At 42.1% G+C, this 21,488-nt stretch carries 19 protein-coding genes, 1 tRNA gene and 1 riboswitch; of the genes, 9 read left to right on the plus strand and 11 right to left on the minus strand.

From position 1 onward, the window contains the following. Positions 1-34 precede the first annotated feature (34 nt). Entirely contained in the window at positions 35-646 is a 612-nt protein-coding gene (locus K358_RS0116235) for a TIGR04211 family SH3 domain-containing protein (protein WP_027697805.1), read from the plus strand. 130 nt (positions 647-776) lie between these two features. Here K358_RS0116235 and K358_RS0116240 read toward each other — a convergent pair whose 3' ends face one another. The 3 genes from K358_RS0116240 to K358_RS0116250 all read right to left on the minus strand — a co-directional run bounded on the left by K358_RS0116240 (position 777) and on the right by K358_RS0116250 (position 4,787). Next, a complete protein-coding gene (locus tag K358_RS0116240; RefSeq protein WP_027697806.1) occupies positions 777-2,033 on the minus strand; it encodes a uracil-xanthine permease family protein in 1,257 nt (418 codons plus the stop codon). Positions 2,034-2,208: 175 nt separating this feature from the next. After that, positions 2,209-3,060: a general secretion pathway protein GspB gene (locus tag K358_RS18875; protein ID WP_051241350.1), complete on the minus strand. Its 852-nt coding sequence runs from the start codon at positions 3,058-3,060 to the stop codon at positions 2,209-2,211. Continuing rightward, a complete protein-coding gene (locus tag K358_RS0116250; protein WP_027697807.1) occupies positions 3,060-4,787 on the minus strand; it encodes an AAA family ATPase in 1,728 nt (575 codons plus the stop codon). Before K358_RS0116250 ends, K358_RS18875 begins: the two co-directional genes overlap by 1 nt. A gap of 342 nt (positions 4,788-5,129) precedes the next feature. Here K358_RS0116250 and K358_RS18660 point away from each other — a divergent pair, with 342 nt between their 5' ends. Together K358_RS18660 and K358_RS0116260 are read left to right on the plus strand one after the other, a co-directional pair. After that, the gene (locus tag K358_RS18660; protein ID WP_038150279.1) at positions 5,130-6,353 is read left to right on the plus strand and encodes a multifunctional CCA addition/repair protein; all 1,224 of its coding nucleotides are present in this window, start codon (positions 5,130-5,132) and stop codon (positions 6,351-6,353) included. A 151-nt stretch (positions 6,354-6,504) separates the two neighbouring features. After that, on the plus strand, positions 6,505-7,275 hold the full coding sequence (locus K358_RS0116260) for an undecaprenyl-diphosphate phosphatase (RefSeq protein WP_027697808.1): 771 nt from the start codon (positions 6,505-6,507) through the stop codon (positions 7,273-7,275). Positions 7,276-7,371: 96 nt separating this feature from the next. On the opposite strand, the gene folK is transcribed toward K358_RS0116260, so the two are convergent. Further along, complete coding sequence (folK, locus tag K358_RS0116265) at positions 7,372-7,854, minus strand: 2-amino-4-hydroxy-6-hydroxymethyldihydropteridine diphosphokinase (RefSeq protein WP_027697809.1); 483 nt, start codon at positions 7,852-7,854, stop codon at positions 7,372-7,374. Beyond that, the gene (gene folB / locus K358_RS0116270; protein ID WP_027697810.1) at positions 7,851-8,210 is read right to left on the minus strand and encodes a dihydroneopterin aldolase; all 360 of its coding nucleotides are present in this window, start codon (positions 8,208-8,210) and stop codon (positions 7,851-7,853) included. Before folB ends, folK begins: the two co-directional genes overlap by 4 nt. Positions 8,211-8,391: 181 nt before the next feature. Here folB and plsY point away from each other — a divergent pair, with 181 nt between their 5' ends. Beyond that, positions 8,392-8,994, plus strand: coding sequence for a glycerol-3-phosphate 1-O-acyltransferase PlsY (gene plsY, locus K358_RS0116275; protein ID WP_027697811.1), 603 nt, complete (start codon positions 8,392-8,394; stop codon positions 8,992-8,994). Positions 8,995-9,041: 47 nt separating this feature from the next. On the opposite strand, the gene tsaD is transcribed toward plsY, so the two are convergent. Then, positions 9,042-10,058: a tRNA (adenosine(37)-N6)-threonylcarbamoyltransferase complex transferase subunit TsaD gene (gene tsaD, locus K358_RS0116280; RefSeq protein WP_027697812.1), complete on the minus strand. Its 1,017-nt coding sequence runs from the start codon at positions 10,056-10,058 to the stop codon at positions 9,042-9,044. Between the two features lie 228 nt (positions 10,059-10,286). Between tsaD and rpsU the strand changes: the two genes are divergently transcribed. The 5 genes from rpsU to K358_RS0116305 all read left to right on the plus strand — a co-directional run bounded on the left by rpsU (position 10,287) and on the right by K358_RS0116305 (position 15,193). After that, positions 10,287-10,502, plus strand: coding sequence for a 30S ribosomal protein S21 (gene rpsU, locus K358_RS0116285; protein ID WP_017024921.1), 216 nt, complete (start codon positions 10,287-10,289; stop codon positions 10,500-10,502). Between the two features lie 28 nt (positions 10,503-10,530). Next, positions 10,531-10,974, plus strand: coding sequence for a GatB/YqeY domain-containing protein (locus K358_RS0116290; protein WP_027697813.1), 444 nt, complete (start codon positions 10,531-10,533; stop codon positions 10,972-10,974). A 241-nt stretch (positions 10,975-11,215) separates the two neighbouring features. Continuing rightward, positions 11,216-12,976 (plus strand): DNA primase, encoded by a 1,761-nt coding sequence (dnaG, locus tag K358_RS0116295; protein WP_027697814.1) that lies wholly within the window; start codon positions 11,216-11,218, stop codon positions 12,974-12,976. A gap of 120 nt (positions 12,977-13,096) precedes the next feature. Then, positions 13,097-14,935, plus strand: a complete 1,839-nt coding sequence (gene rpoD, locus K358_RS0116300) for an RNA polymerase sigma factor RpoD (protein WP_027697815.1) — start codon at positions 13,097-13,099, stop codon at positions 14,933-14,935. A gap of 181 nt (positions 14,936-15,116) precedes the next feature. Continuing rightward, positions 15,117-15,193 (plus strand) — tRNA-Ile (locus K358_RS0116305). A gap of 117 nt (positions 15,194-15,310) precedes the next feature. On the opposite strand, the gene ribB is transcribed toward K358_RS0116305, so the two are convergent. The 5 genes from ribB to K358_RS0116330 all read right to left on the minus strand — a co-directional run bounded on the left by ribB (position 15,311) and on the right by K358_RS0116330 (position 21,243). Beyond that, positions 15,311-15,973 (minus strand): 3,4-dihydroxy-2-butanone-4-phosphate synthase, encoded by a 663-nt coding sequence (ribB, locus tag K358_RS0116310; RefSeq protein ID WP_027697816.1) that lies wholly within the window; start codon positions 15,971-15,973, stop codon positions 15,311-15,313. Positions 15,974-16,103: 130 nt separating this feature from the next. Next, positions 16,104-16,262, minus strand: a riboswitch (FMN riboswitch). Between the two features lie 67 nt (positions 16,263-16,329). After that, complete coding sequence (locus tag K358_RS0116315) at positions 16,330-17,508, minus strand: sugar ABC transporter permease (RefSeq protein ID WP_051241351.1); 1,179 nt, start codon at positions 17,506-17,508, stop codon at positions 16,330-16,332. Further along, positions 17,505-19,034: a xylose ABC transporter ATP-binding protein gene (locus K358_RS0116320; protein WP_038150282.1), complete on the minus strand. Its 1,530-nt coding sequence runs from the start codon at positions 19,032-19,034 to the stop codon at positions 17,505-17,507. The genes K358_RS0116315 and K358_RS0116320 overlap by 4 nt, the downstream gene beginning before the upstream one ends. A 51-nt stretch (positions 19,035-19,085) precedes the next feature. Further along, on the minus strand, positions 19,086-20,084 hold the full coding sequence (gene xylF / locus K358_RS0116325; RefSeq protein ID WP_027697819.1) for a D-xylose ABC transporter substrate-binding protein: 999 nt from the start codon (positions 20,082-20,084) through the stop codon (positions 19,086-19,088). 169 nt (positions 20,085-20,253) lie between these two features. Beyond that, positions 20,254-21,243 (minus strand): LacI family DNA-binding transcriptional regulator, encoded by a 990-nt coding sequence (locus K358_RS0116330; RefSeq protein ID WP_027697820.1) that lies wholly within the window; start codon positions 21,241-21,243, stop codon positions 20,254-20,256. Positions 21,244-21,488 lie beyond the last annotated feature (245 nt).

Here is a 21,488-nt window from a genome sequence, read left to right on the forward strand (position 1 = left end):
TGAAAGCTTTATACCAAATTAAAAGGGACAAAATGTGAAAAAGCTTCTTTGCTTAGTATTATTGGCATGTTTTTTTGCTCCAATGACATACGCACGTGACTTCTACATTTCAGACCAACTTTTTACTTATGTGCATTCAGGACCAAGTAATGACTACCGTATCATTGGTAGTGTTGATGCAGGTGAAGTGATTAAAGTATTAGGTCGCAATAACTCAACTAAATTTACGCAAATCTTAGATAGCAAAGGTCGTAAAGGCTGGATTGAGAGCAAGTATGTGACTCAAGATGTCAGCATGGCTGTTCGCATGCCTAAACTTGAAAAAGAATTGGCAACGGTAAAGGAGCAATTAAGTAAAGCTCGTGAAACGTCGGATACTGAAAAAGCAGGTCTAGTTAGTTCTCTAGAGTTAAGCAAAAAGCAGATTACCGATTTAGAAACTAACTATCGCGAAATCAACCAGCAGCTTGCTGATTCTCAAGAAGAAGTTCGCGCATTACGTGCAAGAATTGATACTCAAAAAGATGACTTACTACTTCGTTACTTCATGTATGGCGGTGGCGTTGCAGGTCTAGGTCTATTGTTTGGTTTAATTCTGCCACACATCATTCCACGCCGTAAGAGAAACCCAGGTGGTTGGGCTTAATCCCACAACCTTAGGTATTTAACCTCAGTTATCGTTATCTAACCTCCGTTACGGTTATTTAAGATATAAAAAAGTGCGCCTATAACAAGGGCGCACTTTTTGTATCTATCACTTTAACTTTGAGATCATATTACTTAACGTCTGAATCACCTTCCATTTGCGCGTTATCGACAATATGGTTTTCTCCAATATCTTTAGGAAGTACTAGATTAAGAATAATTGCCACGATACCGCATAAGCTGACACCTTGTAGGCTAAACTCACCAATACCGAACGCCATTCCACCAATACCAAACACCAATGTCACCGCCACAATCACTAGATTACGTGACTTGTGTAAATCAACTTGGTTTTTAATCAAAGTATTCAAACCAACTACAGCAATCGAACCGAATAATAAGATCATAATGCCACCCATCACAGGAACCGGAATAGTTTGCAGTACTGCGCCTAGTTTACCTACAAATGCTAATATCAGAGCAGTCACCGCCGCCCATGTCATGATCACAGGGTTAAAAGCCTTGGTGAGCATTACCGCTCCAGTCACCTCTGAGTAGGTGGTATTGGGTGGTGCACCAAACATAGCCGCAGCCATAGTTGCCACCCCATCCCCCGTCATAGTGCGATGCAATCCGGGCTTTTTCAGGTAGTTTTTGCCAGTCACATTAGAGATAGCCAGAATATCACCGACATGCTCAACCGCTGGCGCAATCGCCACCGGGATCATAAATAGCACCGCATTGATATTAAACTCTGGGAAAGTAAAGTTAGGTACTGCAAGCCATGCCGCTTGTTGAACAGGTGAAAAGTCCACTACGTCGAAGAATAAGCTCACGATATAACCAGAAACGATACCGCCAAGAATCGGCACTAGCTTAAAGAAGCCCTTACCCATCACGCTTAAAATAATGGTCACAATCAAAGAAACCGCAGAAATCCATAATGCAGCATCATGAGCGACAATTTGAATACCACCATCACCACTTTTACCTAGCGCCATATTCACGGCCGCAGGAGCCAGTCCTAAACCAATAACCATGATCACTGGGCCAACGACCACTGGTGGTAACAACTTATGAATGAAGCCGCTGCCACGCACTTTAATCACCGCTCCTAATATCACATACACGGCACCCGCGGTCATTAAACCACCTAGGGTACTAGCAACACCCCATGTTTGGATGCCATACATGATAGGAGCAATGAAAGCGAAAGAAGAGGCAAGAAAAATGGGAACGCTTCGCTTGGTAATCACTTGGAAGATAAGAGTACCGATACCAGCACCGAATAACGCAACACTAGGATCTAACCCAGTTAACAGTGGAACTAAAACCAACGCACCGAATGCTACGAATAACATTTGAGCGCCTTGTAATATCTGGAACATACGCAGCCTTAATCTTTTATAAAAAACAAACTGACGAATTCTAGCATTAAAACTCTTATTATTGCGGAAACATTTTTAAACAACTTGTGGCTATTCCCATAAAGAAATCGTTTAACTTAAGATAAAAATAGCGATCCTCGTGGAATGACTACTTTTATTAGCTAACTTAAAGTGGTTAGCCTCCCCATTCATACAAGGCTGGAATTTGCAGTTGTTGATTATCAAACGTCACAATCAAACTACCAGGCAGGATTTGATCCAACTTGACCAATTTATTGATCACCCACTCCCCTTCATGCACATTATTGCCGTTCACTTTAATCCAGCGGCTTTGGGATTTAGAAGAATACATATGGGTTTCAAAATTCATTTTTGGTAAGCGACCGCGATAATCACTTTCATGCCCGACTAAATTAATCGCGTCTTGCGGTTTAGTCGGCATCACGGTAGTTTGCGTTTGAGACTTGCTTTGAGCGGGATGCTTTTCTAGTGCCGATTGAAAACGCTGAGCCAGTTCCGGTGATAAGCCAGAAAGATCAAGATCATCAACATTCCAGTCTTGCTCTGATGTTTGGCTGAGATTAACTTGATCGGTTTCAATACGTCGCCCTTCTGATGGTGCGTTATTTCGACTCGAGGTACTTGACGGCTTAGGCTTCGCAGGTAAGGGCTTGGCGACCGCTTTAGGTAATGCCGCTAATCCGGTTAGTTCAGGATAAGGTAACAACTTGGCCAGTGGCTCACTTTTCTCACTTGATTCATTTGGCTCAAACCTAGTCGCTTGTTGTTGATTTTTTTCAGCATCAGTCGTTTCAAGCTGAGAGGATGTATTCGCGACCTGATTGAAATGCAAATAAGCCATCATTGCCAATATCGCAATAATAGGTAACACGGCAAATACCCCAACCAACCACCAGCGCGTGGTTTTGCTGGCATTAACGCGAGTTGAGGAAGATGAATGAGGCTGTGATATTTGCGCTTGATAGGCTTGTTCGGATTGTTGAAGCGCTTTCATGACTTCCGACATTACTTATCCTCCGTGGCTAACGGTAAGATATTATCAACCACACTCGGCGCTTTATTATTAACGTAGCTATCAAGCAGCATCAGTGTTCTTTTACCTGCGATACCATCAACATTAATGCCTTGCCACATTTGAAAGGCTTCCACTTTATTTTTCACACTTTGATCAAACTGACGACGCTCTTTTAGCGGCTCACCTAGTACTTGAGACAATAGGTTATTCAGTTTCGCCACTTCCGGCCCTTGAGAGTTTAACTTCAAGGTTTGATCGGCCAATTCACTATGCCACAACAACTGATACTCTCCGCTCCAATGTTGTTTCAGCCATTCGATTGGAACTTCAATTCTTTTCTCTGCGAGTAGTAATTGCGCCTTGTCATCAGACAATTTATATAAAATGGCAAAATAAGAATGGTATTGATCTTGTAGTGTCAGCATGGCTGGGCGATTAATCACAGCCAGAACATTTAAAGTGCCGGAATCTTGGTAACAGTATAAATTCGCACGCTCGGCTTGTTGGCAATTGGCTTCATCATTCGCCACCTTATATCCCCACAAAGCCATTAATGTTTTCATCGCGGCAATGGGGTTATAACTTTGGCGAATCAGCGGCTCAACCAACTCGGCGACATTATTGTTTTTAGAATTGTTGTTTTGAGATGATAAATCATTGCGTTCTTGAGCATCTAAAGACTCGGCTAAATTATCAGCTTGCTCCACCTGTGGTGAGATTGATGCGGCAACTGACTCAAGCTTGGCACTCTCAAATTTTTCATTGGCCATCCAACTCGGTAACCAAAACCATGCTGCCGCCGCTAACAAACATCCCACCGACAAACTGGCGATATACGCTAGCCAAGGTTGAGATTGATTGGCCGATTCGGTTCTACCATTTAACGCAGGATTAGAACGGCCAATTGGACGCTGAAAACTCATCACATCTTCACACGCTTTTTCCGCGATAGACAAAGAAATATGAGCCTCACCACTGTAGTAGGCATACAGCATGCACTTATCGCACACTAGGTTAATTAAACGAGGCACACCTTGAGTTTGCTTGACTATCAACTTAACCGCTTTGCCCGTGAAAACATCATATTGTCCACCCGCTACTTGCAAGCGAAATTGAATATATTGTGAGACTTCTTCTGTACTTAGAGGCAGTAGGTGGTAACGTCCAGTAATGCGTTGCGCGAGTTGACGAAGCTCTTCGGTTTGCAGTTTATATTGCAGCTCAGGCTGACCAATCAATAGCACTCTAAGTAGCTTTTGGCTTTCGGTTTCTAAGTTGGTCAATAAACGTAATTGTTCTAACACATCGGCCGATAAATGCTGCGCTTCATCAATCAATAGTAGTGTTTTGATGCCCTTACCATGGTTATCCAATAAGTATTGGTAGATCGCTTGGGTGAGTTGCTTAAGACTGGCAGATTCTTGATATCCAATAGAAAACTCATCACAAATCGCTTCTAACAAATCAGTGCTGGTATAGGTTGGATTCAACAAGAGTCCGGTTTTAACATTCGACTCTAATACTGAAAGCAGTGCTTTAGAAACGGTGGTTTTCCCCGTGCCCACTTCACCGGTGAGTAAGGCAAAACCGCCCCCTCCACCTAAACCCGCTTGTAAGTGATTCATGGCTTCACGGTGACGCGCACTCAGAAAAATATAGCGAGAGCTAGGAACAATCGTAAACGGCAGTTCTGATAAACCAAAAAAATCCTTGTACATGCACACTCTCAAACCAGAAAAGAAAAGCTATCGATAGCTAAAATCAGATACCCTAAAGTACACCAATAAAGGCTAAATTTATACTTACAGACGGCTTCATCGTGGCGAAGTTCTAGTTTATACCAATTCCGATAAATAAGTGGTCTAAATTAGCGTAGGGAAAAAGCTTGATAACAAGGCATAAAGTTTCTGTTAGTAGTGGTTCTACATGCAAGTCTTTATAAACAAAAAGGTTATAACGCAGTTAGCGAGTTTTTTAACAAGCTAAGGTGATCAGTTATTTGTTGGAGTTGGTATTGTTGCTAAAATGCCGATCAATATGACGGTAAAAAAGGAATTCGAGTGGAAATTTATCTGGTAGGTGGTGCGGTGCGTGACCGACTTCTTGGCATTCCAAGTTACGATAAAGATTGGATGGTGGTGGGTAGCAGTCCACAAGAAATGTTGGCACAAGGCTTTCGTGCGGTCGGGCAAGATTTCCCAGTATTTCTTCATCCTGAAACTCAAGAAGAATACGCACTGGCTCGTACGGAACGTAAGTCTGGGCAAGGTTATACTGGATTTGAATGCCATTACGCGCCCGATGTAACCCTAGAAGAAGACTTGGCCCGCCGCGATCTAACCATTAATGCCATTGCACAAAGCCCCGATGGCAGCTTACACGATCCTTACCACGGCGAAAAAGATCTACAAGCTCGAATACTACGTCATGTCTCCCCTGCCTTTAGCGAAGATCCATTGCGTGTGCTACGCGTTGCAAGGTTTGCCGCTAAATTACAACCCTTTGGCTTTACCATCGCCCCTGAGACTATGCTGTTAATGCAGCAAATTGTGGATTCTGGCGAATTATCATATTTGACGGCTGAGCGCGTATGGCAAGAATGGCAAAAATCATTAAACACCGACTCTCCACAAGTTTTTCTAGAAACCTTAAAACAATGCGGCGCACTGGCCGTGATTTTGCCGGAAATCGACGCATTATTTGGCGTCCCGCAACCTGAGCGCTGGCACCCTGAAATTGATACGGGTATTCACACTTTAATGGTGGCTAAGCAAGCCGCTCAATTAAGCTCTGATATTGCGGTACGATTTGCCGCGCAAGTGCATGATCTAGGTAAAGCCATCACCCCTGAATCAGAATGGCCAAGCCATAAAATGCATTGTCATACTGGTCTAAAACTGATCAAACAACTTTGCCAACGCTTAACCGTTTCCAATGAATGCCGTGATTTAGCACTATTGGTTTGCCAGCATCATTCCAATCTTCATCGAACCATGGAACTTAAACCATCGACCGCGCTCAAATTGCTCAACCAGCTTGATGCTTGGCGTAAACCGCAACGCTTTGAACAAGTTTTGTTATGCTGTCAGGCCGATCATCAGGGACGATTAGGATTGGAATCACAACCCTATCCACAAAAAAAGCGCATGTTAGATTATTACCACGCTGCGGCAAGCATTAATGTACAAGCCATTATCTCCCAAGGCGTTATTGGGAAAGCTATCCGAGAGGAATTAGATAAGCAAAGAACAGCGGCAATTGAGTCGGTAAAACTGCTCAAATAACCCCCTGTATTATCGATAAAAATCATCGTACAATACGACCCATTTTACATCACCACACTTTTATCCCTAACTGACTTGGGTATAAAACATAAACGCGATCCGGTAAGTGATTTTACCAGCCACGATATCTAACTAAGGATACACACTTCCAATGACCATTTTTGATTCCATTATCCTCGGAATAATCGAAGGTATTACTGAGTTTTTACCTATTTCATCAACTGGACACATGATCGTTGTCGGTGATTGGTTAGGCATTGCCAATACCGATACCAACCAAGCTTTTGAAGTGATTATTCAAGTGGCCGCTATTTTGGCCGTTATCGCTAACTATAAAGAAAAGTTTCACCCTAGATTCTTTGATCTTTGGGTGAAAGTCGCAGTGGCTTTCTTACCTATCGGTATCATTGGCTTTCTAATGAGTGATGTGGTGAAGGCGTTATTTAGTGTCACGGTAGTAGGAGTAATGTTTATCGTCGGCGGGATTATTTTCATCGCAGTTGAAAAGTATTATCAAGAAGAATCCTGCCCAACCACCGATGTTAATGATGTCACTATGAAGCAAGCGATGTGGATTGGTTTCGCGCAGATATTTGCCCTAATTCCAGGTACTAGCCGTGCTGGCTCAACCATTATTGGTGCCATGCTTGTCGGGTTGAATCGTAAAACCTGTGCTGAGTTTTCATTCCTACTCGGTTTACCGGTTTTAGCCGCGGCATCAGGTTATGATTTATTAAAGCACTACCAAGACTTCACTACCGCCGATTTTACTAACCTTGCGGTTGGTTTTGTTACTGCCTTCATTGTGGCTTACTTTGTAATTAAGTGGTTTATCAGCTTCTTAGCTAAGTTCACCTTTGTCGGGTTTGGTATCTACCGCATTCTATTTGGCCTGTTATTACTTGGCATGGCTTGGGGTTAATCAAACCTACCGACAGGTTCAAATATAATAAAATGGGCGTGATACGGTTAAGTATCACGCCCATTTTGTATCTGCGGCCTAGATTAACTGTCTGTATTAACTAAAATCAAACGGAACCGCTTGCAGACTACCTTTCGGCGTAAAACCATCCCATAGTTGGCGAATACTTCGACCATCATTTGGTACGCTCAAATCTGGACATAATTCATATAACGGCTGCAACACAAACTCATAATTAAAAATATCGGCTCTTGGCAAGATCGGCTTAACCGTTGAAACCACGTTTCCATACAACAAAATATCCAGATCTAACGTTCGATCTTGGAACTTTTGTGCCTCAACCTCGCGACCCCACTTCAACTCAATTTCTCTAAGCTTGATGTGTAATTCAGACAAACTTAATGAAGTTTCCAGCTCAAACACTAGGTTATAAAAAGCATGACTATCAAAGCCAACGGGCTGACATTGATAAACCGCAGAAGATCTTAATTCACCTAGCAAGCTAAGCTCTTCAAAGGCGGCCTTTACATGCTTTTTGGGTTCGAGATTACTGCCTGCTCCAATATAACTGAGTGTCACATTTGGCCTCGTTCAATAATCACGCCTACGCCTTTCGCTTGTGGCACGGCACCAGGCTTAATTAAGTGAATTTTCACCCAAGGCACTGCAAAAGTTGTCATGATAAGTTCAGCTACTTCTTCAGCGACTCGTTCAACTAGTTGAAAGTGACCATTCTCAATATGATTTAGTACCGCTTGGCTCACTTGGGCGTAATCTAATGCATCATTAACATCATCACTTTTGCCTGCCGGACGGTTATCGTGAGCCATTTCGATATTAAGCACTAATTTCTGCTTAATATCTTGCTCCCAATCATAAGCGCCAATCGTAGTAATCACTTCTAATTGCTCAATAAATACTTTGTCCAAGGCCATGCTGCTTCCTTATTAAGAATAATTAATTTTGTATGCCTAGCATTAATATCGATGAATTTCTAAGATTACGACTCATCGGATACCCAAGCGAGATAAAAACACGTAATATGCGCAAAATATACTATATATTCACGTGATTTGGGTAGAAAGCCCCAACTGCACACTACCGCCTAGGAAGACTATGAGCATTCTGGCACTTATATTGATCATTCTCGCCTACTTACTCGGGTCAATTTCGAGTGCGGTGCTGATCTGTCGAATGTGCAAATTGCCAGACCCACGTCTTCAAGGTTCAAAAAACCCGGGGGCAACCAATGTATTGCGTGTCGGCGGTAAATGGGCTGCGCTCGGCGTACTGCTGTGTGATATTTTGAAAGGCATGCTTCCGGTTTGGGGAAGTTACTACCTAGGTATCGAACCACTGATTCTTGGTTTTATTGGGGTTGCCGCCTGTTTAGGACACATCTACCCAATCTTCTTCCACTTTAAAGGTGGTAAAGGCGTTGCCACCGCCGTAGGTACCATGGCGCCGATTGGTTTTGATTTAACCGGTATGGTGATGGCGACATGGCTTATCACCTTCTTCTTTAGTCGCTATTCATCGCTTGCCGCCATTGTCACATCACTACTTGCGCCGTTTTATACTTGGTTGGTCAAACCGCAATACACCATTCCAGTGGCTATGCTCTCTTGCCTAATAATCTTTAGACACTACCAAAATATTAAACGCTTAATTGATGGTAGTGAACCTAAGATGGATAAAAAGAAATTATCTTCTAAATAAAAACGGCAACCTAAACTGCCGTTTGTTCATCGAATTCTCACCAAAATTTATTCAATTGGCTTCAATTGATCGATAGGCCAACGCGGCTGAGCTTGAACAGAAAGATCGGTCATTTCACCATTACGTAAGCGCTGCATCCCCGCATAAGCAATCATCGCACCATTATCGGTACAAAATTCAGTACGAGGATAATACACCGCGCCACCGACTTTTTGTGCCAGAGCTTCTAGCGAAATTCTCAGCTGCTTGTTAGCACTTACTCCGCCTGCAATCACGATACGCTTTAGTCCGGTTTGCTCTAGTGCACGACGACACTTGATCACTAAGGTGTCACATACCGCCTCTTGGAAAGCATAAGCAATATCCGCGCGAGTTTGCTCATCATTATCGTTTGCCGCAATGGTATTAGCCGCAAAGGTTTTTAAACCAGAGAAACTAAAATCAAGCCCCGGGCGATCCGTCATCGGACGCGGAAACTTAAAGCGACCTTTGGTGCCATTTTCAGCCAAACGAGATAGCAAAGGACCACCAGGATAATCCAAGCCCATTAACTTAGCGGTTTTATCAAATGCCTCACCTGCGGCGTCATCAATGGATTCACCTAAAATTTGGTACTCACCAATCGCTTTCACCTCAACCATCATAGTGTGGCCACCAGAGACTAGTAAGGCGACAAATGGGAACTCAGGTGGATTATCTTCTAACATCGGCGCTAACAGATGCCCTTCCATATGGTGTACTGGCACTGCGGGCACATTCCACGCATAAGCAAGGCTGCGGCCAATCGTTGCGCCCACTAATAATGCGCCAACTAAGCCTGGGCCAGCAGTATAGGCCACGCCATCAATATCTTTTGAGGTTAAGCCTGCTTCTTTCAGAGCCTCTTTAATCAACGGAATGGTTTTCTTAACATGATCACGAGAGGCCAGTTCCGGCACGACACCACCATAATCAGCATGTAGTTTCACTTGGCTATATAATTGATGAGACAATAACCCTTGCTCTTCATCATAAATTGCAATACCGGTTTCATCACATGAGGTTTCAATACCTAAAATTCGCATAGTTATCCCTGTACATCTTGGTACATCGGTTGATTTTTCTATAATTGAGCGTAATCTTACCGCCTCGGAAAAAATTTAACCAGATCTTCCCTTGATAATGCTTTACAAATGGGTAGCGATCGGATTAAAATTCCGCACCATTTTTGATCTAGCTGATTAATGTCTGGGCTAACAATTGAACAGACTCAAAGATCAGCATTAATGAATAACCCCTGAGGTGAAAGGCATATGCCAGTAGTTAAAGTACGTGATAACGAACCGTTTGACGTTGCATTACGTCGTTTCAAGCGCTCTTGCGAAAAAGCAGGTGTTCTTTCTGAAGTGCGTCGTCGTGAGCATTACGAAAAACCAACAACTGTACGTAAACGCGCTAAAGCAGCAGCTCAAAAGCGTCACGCTAAGAAGCTAGCTCGCGAAAACGCACGTCGCGTTCGCTTGTACTAATAACTTAACTTCCATAAGGACTTAAGTTATGGCTCTAATTGAACAACTCAAAGAAGAGCAAAAATTAGCGATGAAAGCCAAGGACAAATTGCGCCTTGGCACTATTCGTTTAGCTTTATCAGCCATTAAGCAACGTGAAGTCGACGAAAGAATTACACTTTCGGATGATGACATTCTTTCTGTGTTGACTAAAATGGTTAAACAACGTCGCGACTCTGTTACGCAATATGAAGCTGCAAATCGTCAAGATCTTGCAGATGCTGAAAAAGCTGAAATTACGGTTCTAGAGGAATTTATGCCTCAACCGCTAACCGATGAAGAAGTATCGGCTTTAGTTGATAAAGCGATTACCGATTCTGGTGCTGCGGGCATGCAAGACATGGGGAACGTAATGGGGGTATTAAAACCTCTACTTCAAGGACGTGCAGACATGGGTAAAGTAAGTGGTTTGGTTCGTTCTAAGTTAGCTTAATTTCCCCAGATTAAATTAAAACAAGCCGTGCACTTCTTTGGATTTGCACGGCTTGTTTGTATGTGAAAGGATGAAGGTTACTAGTCCCTAGTTTCGAGGAATTCGTCTCTAAGAAACTTTAATTCTTTGGCAACAAACCACACTGCAATGACAAATGAACATAGAACGACCTCTACCTACTTACTAGTAACTCAATTTTCATTTACCCAAATTTAAAATTCATTAAGAGTTTAAACCTTATATGGCAGGACACATTCCACGTAGTTTTATTGATGACCTTCTTGCTCGAGTTGATATCGTCGATCTTGTTGATCCACGCGTCAAGCTCAAGAAACAAGGTAAGAACTACGGCGCATGTTGCCCGTTTCATAATGAGAAATCCCCTTCTTTTATTGTCACTCCAGATCGCCAAACTTATCACTGCTTTGGCTGCGGTGTACACGGTAACGCTATTGATTTCATGATGGAATACGAACGTCTTGAGTTCGTAGAAGCGATTGAAGAATTAGCTGGAATGCTAGGCCTTGATGTACCTCGTGAGCAACGCGGCGGTGGCAACTTTCAAAATAATGCCCCACGCGCTAACGCGGAGCAAAAACGTAATCTATACGACTTACTGGGAAGTATTAGCCAATATTATCGGTCTCAGTTAAAAGTTGCCGCCAATAAACCAGCGATTGAATACCTTAAAAATCGTGGATTATCCGGTGAGATCGTACAAAAATTTGGCATCGGTTACGTCCCTGATGAATGGGATAATGTGCGTAAAAATTTTGGCCAACAAAAAGCCGTACAGGATATGTTGGTCGAAGGCGGCATGTTGATTGAAAATGATAAAGGCAATCGCTACGACCGTTTTCGTGGTCGTATTATGTTCCCGATTCGCGATCGTCGTGGACGAGTGATTGGTTTTGGTGGCCGTGTACTCGGTGATGAAAAACCTAAATATTTAAACTCTCCGGAAACCCCGGTGTTCCATAAAGGCAAAGAGTTATACGGCTTATATGATGTCTTGCAAAGCCATCGTGAACCTGCACAAATATTAGTGGTCGAAGGCTATATGGATGTGGTTGCCTTAGCACAATATGGCGTTGATTACTCAGTTGCAGCCCTAGGCACTTCAACCACTGGTGATCACATGCAAATGTTATTTCGCCAAACTGGTACTGTCGTCTGTTGTTACGATGGTGACCGCGCCGGTCGAGAAGCTGCGTGGCGCGCCATGGAAAATGCGTTACCGTATTTAACGGATGGCCGCCAATTAAAGTTTATGTTCTTGCCCGATGGTGAAGACCCAGATTCTTACATTCGTGAATATGGCAAAGAGCAATTTGAACAACAGGTATTCCATGCAACATCTTTGTCTGAATTTTTATTCTCGACCTTGATGCAGCAAGTGGATACCAGTAGTAATGAAGGTAAAGCAAAATTAACCTCATTGGTGGTGCCATTAATAGAAAAAGTGCCAGGTGGGACATTGCGTCTATACTTGAGGGACTTACTCGGTAAAAAACTCGGGTTACTGGATGAGCGTCAATTGCAACAATTAATCGCTAAAGACAGTCAGCCGCAAACAACACCTCAACCACATAAAGAGATAAAACGCACTCCAATGCGAGTAGTTATCGCATTACTGTTGCAAAAACCCAGCTATGCTGAATTAGCACCAAACTTAGATACAATTCGCCATATAGACTTACCAGGCTTAAGTTTATTACTAAATGTACTTGATATTTGTCGAGAAAATCCCCATATCAAGTCTGCCCAGTTAATCGAACACTGGCGAAATCAACAAAATGAAGCATTATTATCACGCTTAATGAATTGGGATATCCCCCTCAATGATGATAATGAACAAGATGTATTTTTAGATACATTGGATAAAATACTAGCCCAATGTATTGAAAAACAAATTGAAACATTGCAAGCGAAAGAAAGAAGCTCCGGCTTATCAGTCGAGGAAAAACGGGAGTTGCAAGATCTTATTCTTCAACGTCCTTAGTTCAGCAACGCCCTAAGAAAATGTTCTTAAGTGGCGAGCAATGATTAAATTTGTTATAATTGGCGGTTTGCATTTCGCATACTAATATTCTTCACTCAGACCTCAAGTTGGATATCGTCGATGGATCAAAATCCGCAGTCACAGCTAAAGTTACTTGTCGCAAAAGGTAAGGAACAAGGCTATCTGACCTACGCCGAAGTAAATGACCACCTACCTGAAGAAATCGTAGATTCAGAACAGGTAGAAGACATCATTCAAATGATTAACGACATGGGTATCCAAGTCGTTGAAACCGCACCTGATGCGGACGATCTTATGTTGAATGAGGCAGTAGCAGATGAAGACGCTGCCGAAGCTGCAGCAGCCGCACTTTCAAGTGTAGAAAGTGAAATTGGCCGAACTACTGACCCAGTGCGCATGTACATGCGTGAAATGGGTACGGTTGAGCTATTAACTCGTGAAGGTGAGATCGACATTGCTAAACGCATTGAAGATGGCATCAACCAAGTACAATGTTCAGTCGCTGAATACCCAGGCACTATTTCTTACATTCTTGAGCAATTTGATAAAGTTCAAGCTGAAGAACTTCGTTTAACCGACATTATCTCAGGCTTCGTTGATCCTGATGATGATGGCAATGCCGCACCAACTGCAACACACGTTGGTTCAGAGCTTGCTGTTACGGATGATGATCTGGATGACGATGATGATGATGATTCAGATGAGGACGAAGAAGAGGAAGATACAGGTATCGATCCTGAGCTTGCTCTAGAACGTTTTACTGAACTTCGCAATACCTATCAGAACCTGCAACTTGCGATCAATGAACACGGTCGTGAAAGCAAAGCAATTGCTGATAGAAAGCAAGAGTTCCTTGATGTTTTCCGTCAATTCCGTCTGATTCCAAAACAGTTTGATTATTTAGTCAATAATCTTAAAAATTCAATGGATCGCGTACGTACCCAAGAGCGTTTGATTATTCGTACTTGTGTTGAATACGGAAAAATGCCGAAAAAAGCATTCGTACAAGCCTTTACTGGTAATGAATCATCAGAAGCATGGCTAGACGAAGTTCTGGCATCAGGCAAGCCATACGCAGAAAAGATCAAACAAAGCGAAGAAGAACTGCGTCGTAGTATCTTCAAGCTAAAATCAATCGAAGAAGAAACATCTTTGAATGTTCAAACTATCAAAGATATCAGCCGTCGCATGTCAATCGGTGAAGCAAAAGCTCGTCGTGCGAAGAAAGAAATGGTTGAAGCAAACTTACGTTTGGTTATCTCGATTGCGAAAAAATACACTAACCGTGGCCTACAATTCTTGGATCTTATTCAAGAAGGTAACATTGGCCTAATGAAAGCGGTTGATAAGTTCGAATACCGTCGTGGTTATAAGTTCTCGACTTATGCAACATGGTGGATTCGTCAGGCGATCACTCGTTCAATTGCTGACCAAGCACGTACGATTCGTATTCCGGTACACATGATCGAAACCATTAACAAATTGAACCGTATCTCTCGTCAGATGCTTCAAGAAATGGGTCGTGAGCCGTTACCAGAAGAATTGGCTGAACGCATGCAGATGCCTGAAGACAAAATTCGCAAAGTACTGAAAATTGCTAAAGAGCCAATTTCAATGGAAACCCCTATCGGTGATGATGAAGATTCACACCTAGGTGATTTCATTGAAGATACGACTCTTGAGCTACCTTTAGACTCTGCTACTTCGACTAGCTTGAAGTTCGCAACTAAAGATGTGTTAGCGGGTCTAACGCCTCGTGAAGCAAAAGTACTTCGTATGCGTTTCGGTATCGATATGAACACTGACCACACTTTGGAAGAAGTGGGTAAGCAGTTCGACGTAACCCGTGAACGTATTCGTCAGATTGAAGCCAAAGCATTGCGTAAACTTCGTCACCCAAGCCGCTCAGAAACACTGCGCAGCTTCTTGGACGAGTAAACCAAGCTGGATACATTTCTGATTGAAAAGGTGAGTTCTATACTCACCTTTTTTGTGCCTAAAATTTAAACTTCAAGTCATTGGAGAATATAAGCCGTTTAAGTGGGTAAAAACTAAGCGCAATCTAGACGCACACATCTAGACACTCTTGGTTCATTCCCCTATAATCGTCCAACAATTTGGCCCCATAGCTCAGTTGGTTAGAGCGCACGACTCATAATCGTTAGGTCCACAGTTCAAGTCTGTGTGGGGCCACCATATTAAAAAAGACGCCCTATGGGCGTCTTTTTGGTTTCAACTAATACAAACTCATATAGTAATCATATTGAAGCAGACTTAATCGCTATAGTTTTATATGACACTTCAACGAATAATCTACGCTTGTTTTTTCATTAACGATTCACGGTATTGAACGATATCGTCAATGGTTAATACTGGCATGTTATGCAGTTTGCCGAATGCCACGATCTCTTCTGCACGCGCCATTGTCCCATCAGGATTAGTCACTTCACACAATACGCCAGCAGGGTTTAAACCGGCCAATTGCATTAAGTCTGTCGTACCTTCTGTATGCCCGCGACGTGTTAATACCCCACCGGTACGAGCGCGTAGCGGGAATACATGGCCTGGACGCGCCAAATCATCCGGCTTAGCATCAGCAAAGATGGCGGTTTTAATTGTCGTGACACGATCAGCTGCTGATACACCTGTTGTCACCCCTTGCTTGGCTTCAATTGAAACCGTAAATGCCGTCTGGTTCTGGCTATTGTTATTAACCACCATTGGCGGTAAATCAAGTTGATTGGCTTGTTCATCAGTTAAGCACAAACACACAATACCGCTACATTCGCGGATCATTAATGCCATCTGTGCATCGGTAAGTGTTTCTGCTGAATAAATAAGATCGCCTTCATTTTCACGATCCTCATCATCAAGCACGAGTACGCCTTGCCCTTGTTGCAATGCAACTAAAGCGGCTTCAACACGCTCAATAGGATTTCCAAATTCGGCTAATAAAGAAGGTTGGTTCTGATTCATGGTAATGTCTCCTGTGGATACCAGAATCAGGGCTCTTTAAGAAGGGGTCAGTAAACCTATAGCCAAAAGCTACGCATTACCAACGTCAAAGCCACTTAACCACCTTAGAACATTAAGGTAGTTAAGTGTCATTTATCCTCTCCCATCCAGACTATAACTGTCGGCTCTGGCATCTCACCAGATCTGCTGACCCTACTTCAAAACGATAATGAACTAGGCGCTCGCGGGCTGATAACATCAAGTGCTATATACCGCCGGTGGGGAATTTCGCCCCGCCCTGAGAATAAGTTAAAAAATTGTGCCACTTAGTGTGGTGGAGACATACTATTACAGCTATGCAATAAAATCTAATTCGATTACGCTTTTCTCTTCGTCGCGCTATCCATCCATACCGCAAGCAACAAGATCGAGCCTTTGACGATGTACTGCCAAAACGTTGGAACATCCATCATACTCATACCATTGTCTAAAGCTGACATAATAAAGGCACCAATCACCGCTCCAAGGACCGTCCCCACGCCGCCAGCCATACTCGCACCACCAATCACACAAGCGGCAATTGCATCAAGCTCAGCAATGTTTCCGGCAGAAGGAGATCCAGCACCTAACCGTGAACTTAATATCAAGGCAGCCACCCCGACTAAAAGACCATTCATAGCGTAAACGGCTAATTTATTGCGCTCCACATTGATACCAGATAAACGACTTGCTTCAATATTGCCTCCTATTGCGTAAATGCGTCGCCCAAAGCTGGTTTTATTCGAAATAAACATACCCACAATCAGTAATACCGATAAAATTAATACTGGCATAGGCACGCCACGGTAATCATTGAGCAATAGAATCACGCCTAAAATAGCGATAGCGGTAATGGCACTTTTACCAATATTTTTAGATACATCAGGAACCGTTAACCCATAATGACGCCTTAATTGGTTTTGGCGCTTTTGCCACGCAAAGTAACCACACAGGCCTGTAACTCCTAAAAATAAACTAATCATATTGGGTAGATAGCTTTGCCCTATAATGGACATCGCATCCGATGTTGGTGCCACAGTGGTACCATCAGTCACACCAACCAAAATGCCTCTAAAGGCTAACATGCCAGCTAAAGTAACAATAAAAGAAGGTACCTTGCGGTAAGCAACCCACCATCCATTCCAAGCACCAAGTAATAACCCAGAAATTAATGTAATGACAATGGTTAAGGCTAGTGGAAGTCCAAGCCAAACATCCATAATTGCAGCTAGACCACCAAGCAGCCCCATCATAGAACCAACAGAAAGATCAATTTCACCACTAATAATCACGTACACCATGCCAATCGCAAGAATGCCCGTTATCGCTGTTTGCCTGAATAAATTAGAAATATTTCTAGGGCTTAAATAGCTCCAATCAGTCATCACACTAAAAAACAGCATGATAAAAAGAATCGCGATGATCATAATAACCATCTGCAAATGATCCCCTTTTAAATAGGACCAAATAGAACGACTCTTATCCGGTGCTCTCCCTGCCTTCACTTGCACACTCATGCTACTTCTCCTTGTTTTTGTTCTGATAGCGCACAATCCATAATCATTTCTTGTGTCAAATCTTCATTTTTAAATTCACCCTTAATAACCCCTTCATGCATGACAACTACGCGATCACTAATCCCCAAAATTTCAGGTAATTCAGACGACACCATAATGATGCTAATCCCTTGTTTCACTAGGGCGAACATCAATTTATAAATTTCATATTTAGCACCGACATCAATCCCCCGAGTCGGCTCATCTAAAATTAAGATTTGCGGCTGTAACATTAAGAACCGAGCTAAAATAGCCTTTTGTTGATTGCCTCCCGATAAATGTTTGATGGCGATATCATGACTGGACGTTTTCACTTTTAATTGCTCAACTGAATCTAAAATGGCTTTCTCTTCATCCGTTCTCGATAAGCCTTGATAACTTGAAAATTTATCTAACCCTGCAATCGAAATATTATGCCCTACCGACATGATCGGAATAATGCCATGTCGTTTTCTGTCCTCCGGCACCATTGCAATACCTGATTTTAATGCGGCTTCACTAGTTTTGAATGAGATTGGATTTCCATTCAAATAAAAACATCCTGCGTATTCACCTTGATAGCAGCCATAAATACATTCCATCAACTCCGTACGCCCTGCTCCTACAAGCCCTGATATACCTAAGATCTCCCCTCGTCGTAATTGAAGGTTTGCACTTTTCACCTTGTAAGTACTAGGATTAGATTTATCTTTTGCAAATACATCCTCAACACGCAAAACCTCATCACCGATCTCATGAGCTTCTTTGGGATACAATTCTTTCATCTCCCTGCCTACCATCATGGTAATAATGTCATCAGTCGTCATTTCAGAGCCAAGACGAGTCCCAATATGCTCACCATCACGAATCACACAGATATGGTCGGAAATCGCTTTCACTTCACTTAACTTATGTGAAATAAAAATACAGCTTACTCCCTGCCCTTTTAAATTCTTCACCAAGTTTAATAAAATTTGAGTTTCTGATTCAGTTAGGGGTGCGGTCGGTTCATCAAGCACTAATAATTTGGCTTTTTTAGATAATGCCTTGGCTATTTCAACCAATTGTTGCTGGCCGACCCCAAGCTCATTAACTTTTGTTTCTGGAGACACAGTTAATTTAACTTTATCAAGTAAGCCCACTGCTTTTTGATGCATTTGGATAAAGTCGACCACGCCGAAGTGACTAATTTCATCACCCAGAAATAGGTTTTCTAAAATACTTAATTCTTTCACTAAAGTGAGTTCTTGATGAATAATCGCAATACCAAGATTTTCTGTATCTTTAATAGATTGTGCTTCGACTTTTTTGCCTTCAAAGTAAATATCGCCTTCATATTCCCCAAAAGGATAAACGCCACAAAGCACCTTCATTAAGGTCGACTTACCGGAACCATTTTCACCACAAAGGGATAACACTTCACCTTTATCGAGAGTTAAATGAATACCATTAAGCGCATAAATATTACCGAAGGTTTTTTTTATATTTTTCATCTCTAATAAGCGCATATACTTCTCCTAGAAGCACTTAACCACCCGAGTAATTAAGTGCTTTTTTTGTCATTTCTGATAAACGTCTTCTTTAGAGTGGAATTGATCGGCAATAATAGTTGCATCAATATTCGACTTATCGACTGAAATAGGGTTCAACAGCCAAGCGGGAACATCTTTTAAGCCATTATTGAGAGAGGCATTCGATGCAACGTCTTCGTCACTTCCCAATTTAACCGCAATTTCTGCCGCTTTATTGGCTAATTCAGATATCGACTTATATACCGTCATTGTCTGAGTACCATCTACAATGCGTCGGATTGCAGCAAGGTCGGCATCTTGACCAGAAATAGCGACTTTACCGGCCAAACCCTGGGCTTCTAACGCTTGAATCGCACCACCAGCCGTAGCATCGTTTGACGCGACAACTGCATCAATCTTGTTATTATTCGCCGTTAAGGCATTTTCCATAATTTTCAATGCATTTTCTGCTAACCAAGAATCTACCCATTGATCACCAACAACCTTAATATCGCCGGAATCAATCTTAGGTTGAAGAATATTCATTTGGCCTTGACGGAATAATTTTGCGTTATTATCGGTTGGTGCCCCCCCCATTAAGAAATAATTACCGGTTGGCTTTTTATCTATCATCGCTTGCGCTTGGATCTCACCGACTTTTTCATTATCAAATGATAAATAAAAGTCGATATCTGCGTTATTAATTAGTCGGTCATAAGCAAGCACTTTAATTCCATCACGTTTGGCATCTTTTATGACATTACTTAATACTTCACCGTTATATGGAATAATGACTAATACATCGACGCCACGAGAAAGCATATTTTCAATTTGTGAGATTTGTGTTTGCTCATTACCATTCGCCGATTGAACATACACGGTCGCGCCTAACTCTTCGGCTTTATTGACAAAAATATTGCGGTCTTTTTGCCAGCGTTCTAATCTCAAGTCGTCAATCGCCATACCTATTTTTATATCTTTGGCGAAAGATTGCACTGGCCCAACACTTAACATCATGCCTAAGACTGTCAGTATTAATTTTTTCATGCTACATCCTCATTGTTTATTATTTTTACCCCAAATCCATGAGAGGGGCTTACTCGCCTTATAAAACTAGAAGAGGAGTAAATAAAAAACACTTGAGAGATTTTGCTTTGATATTACGATTTTTATTTTTCGTGATCTCATACCTAAAATACATGGAGGAAGATTAATTTTAGGTTTTAGGTGGTGCAGTACTCGACCTAACCAATAATTGTGTCGAAATTACTGTATCAAAGTTGACTCTATCGCCATTAAACCTTTTTAGCATGACCTTCATGGCATTTCGCCCTATCTCTTCTTGAGGCTGACGTATGGTTGTTAGGGCTGGTGAAGCAAACTCAGCAAAAGCTAAGTCATCAAAGCCCACAATGGACAAATCATCAGGCACCTTAACGCCTTGTTGTAATGCAGCTTTCATCGCACCTAAAGCCATCATGTCATTAAAACAAAATAAAGCGGTCATATCTTCATGATTGGACATATTCATAAACGCAGAGTACCCCGATTGAAAACTGAAATCCCCTTCTTCAAAAGCTTGCTCTGAAAGCGAAAGTCCCGCTTGCTCTAAGGCCTGTTGATAGCCATCTTTACGTGCAACACAAATCGGGTTTTGCTTGGGACCAGAAATACAGCCGATTTTACGATGGCCTATACTCACTAAGTATTCGATCGCATTTTTCGCTGCTAATTGATTATCCACTCTTACTGTTGGTATAGGAAAGGATGGAAAGTACTCACACGCCATGACCATAGGAATGGTCGTCCCTTGACGAATTTCTTTAGGTAATTCCGCCGTTAAAGAAATAACCCCATCGGCTTGCTTACTACTAATTAAATCTAAATACACTTTGGCTTGCTCTACCGTATGAATAGAGTCGCCTAACAATACTTTATAACCGGCTTGTAAGGCGACAGCTTGAATTCCACGTACGATATTGGCAAAAAACATATTCGCGATATCAGGTACAATCACGACGACCGTTTTGGACTCACTACGCCTCAAGTTTCTTGCCATTACATTAGGAGAAAAGCCCGATTCTGCGATAGCAGACTCCACTTTTAAGCGTGTTTTTTCAGACACTTTATCAGGAGAAATCATAGCCCTAGAAACAGTGGCGGTAGATACCCCTGCAATTCGAGCAACATCCTTAATCGTTGGCATCATCCCCCCTTATAATGTAATGGGTTACATAATTTTACATTTCACGATTAAACCACTACTGAATTTAATAAACACCAACCCTGCTTAAAAAACCACCATAGATCACATTTTTGTAACATTAGCTAGATAAATCGTAAAGTCATGCCTAGGTTTTAATCAAAGTTATCAATAAATCAAAAAACAGATAACGATAATAGATTCATTTTATGTACTTCCTCGGCTAAAAAATGTAATCGATTACAAAT

Source organism: Vibrio litoralis DSM 17657 (genome assembly GCF_000426765.1).
GTDB lineage: Bacteria > Pseudomonadota > Gammaproteobacteria > Enterobacterales > Vibrionaceae > Vibrio > Vibrio litoralis.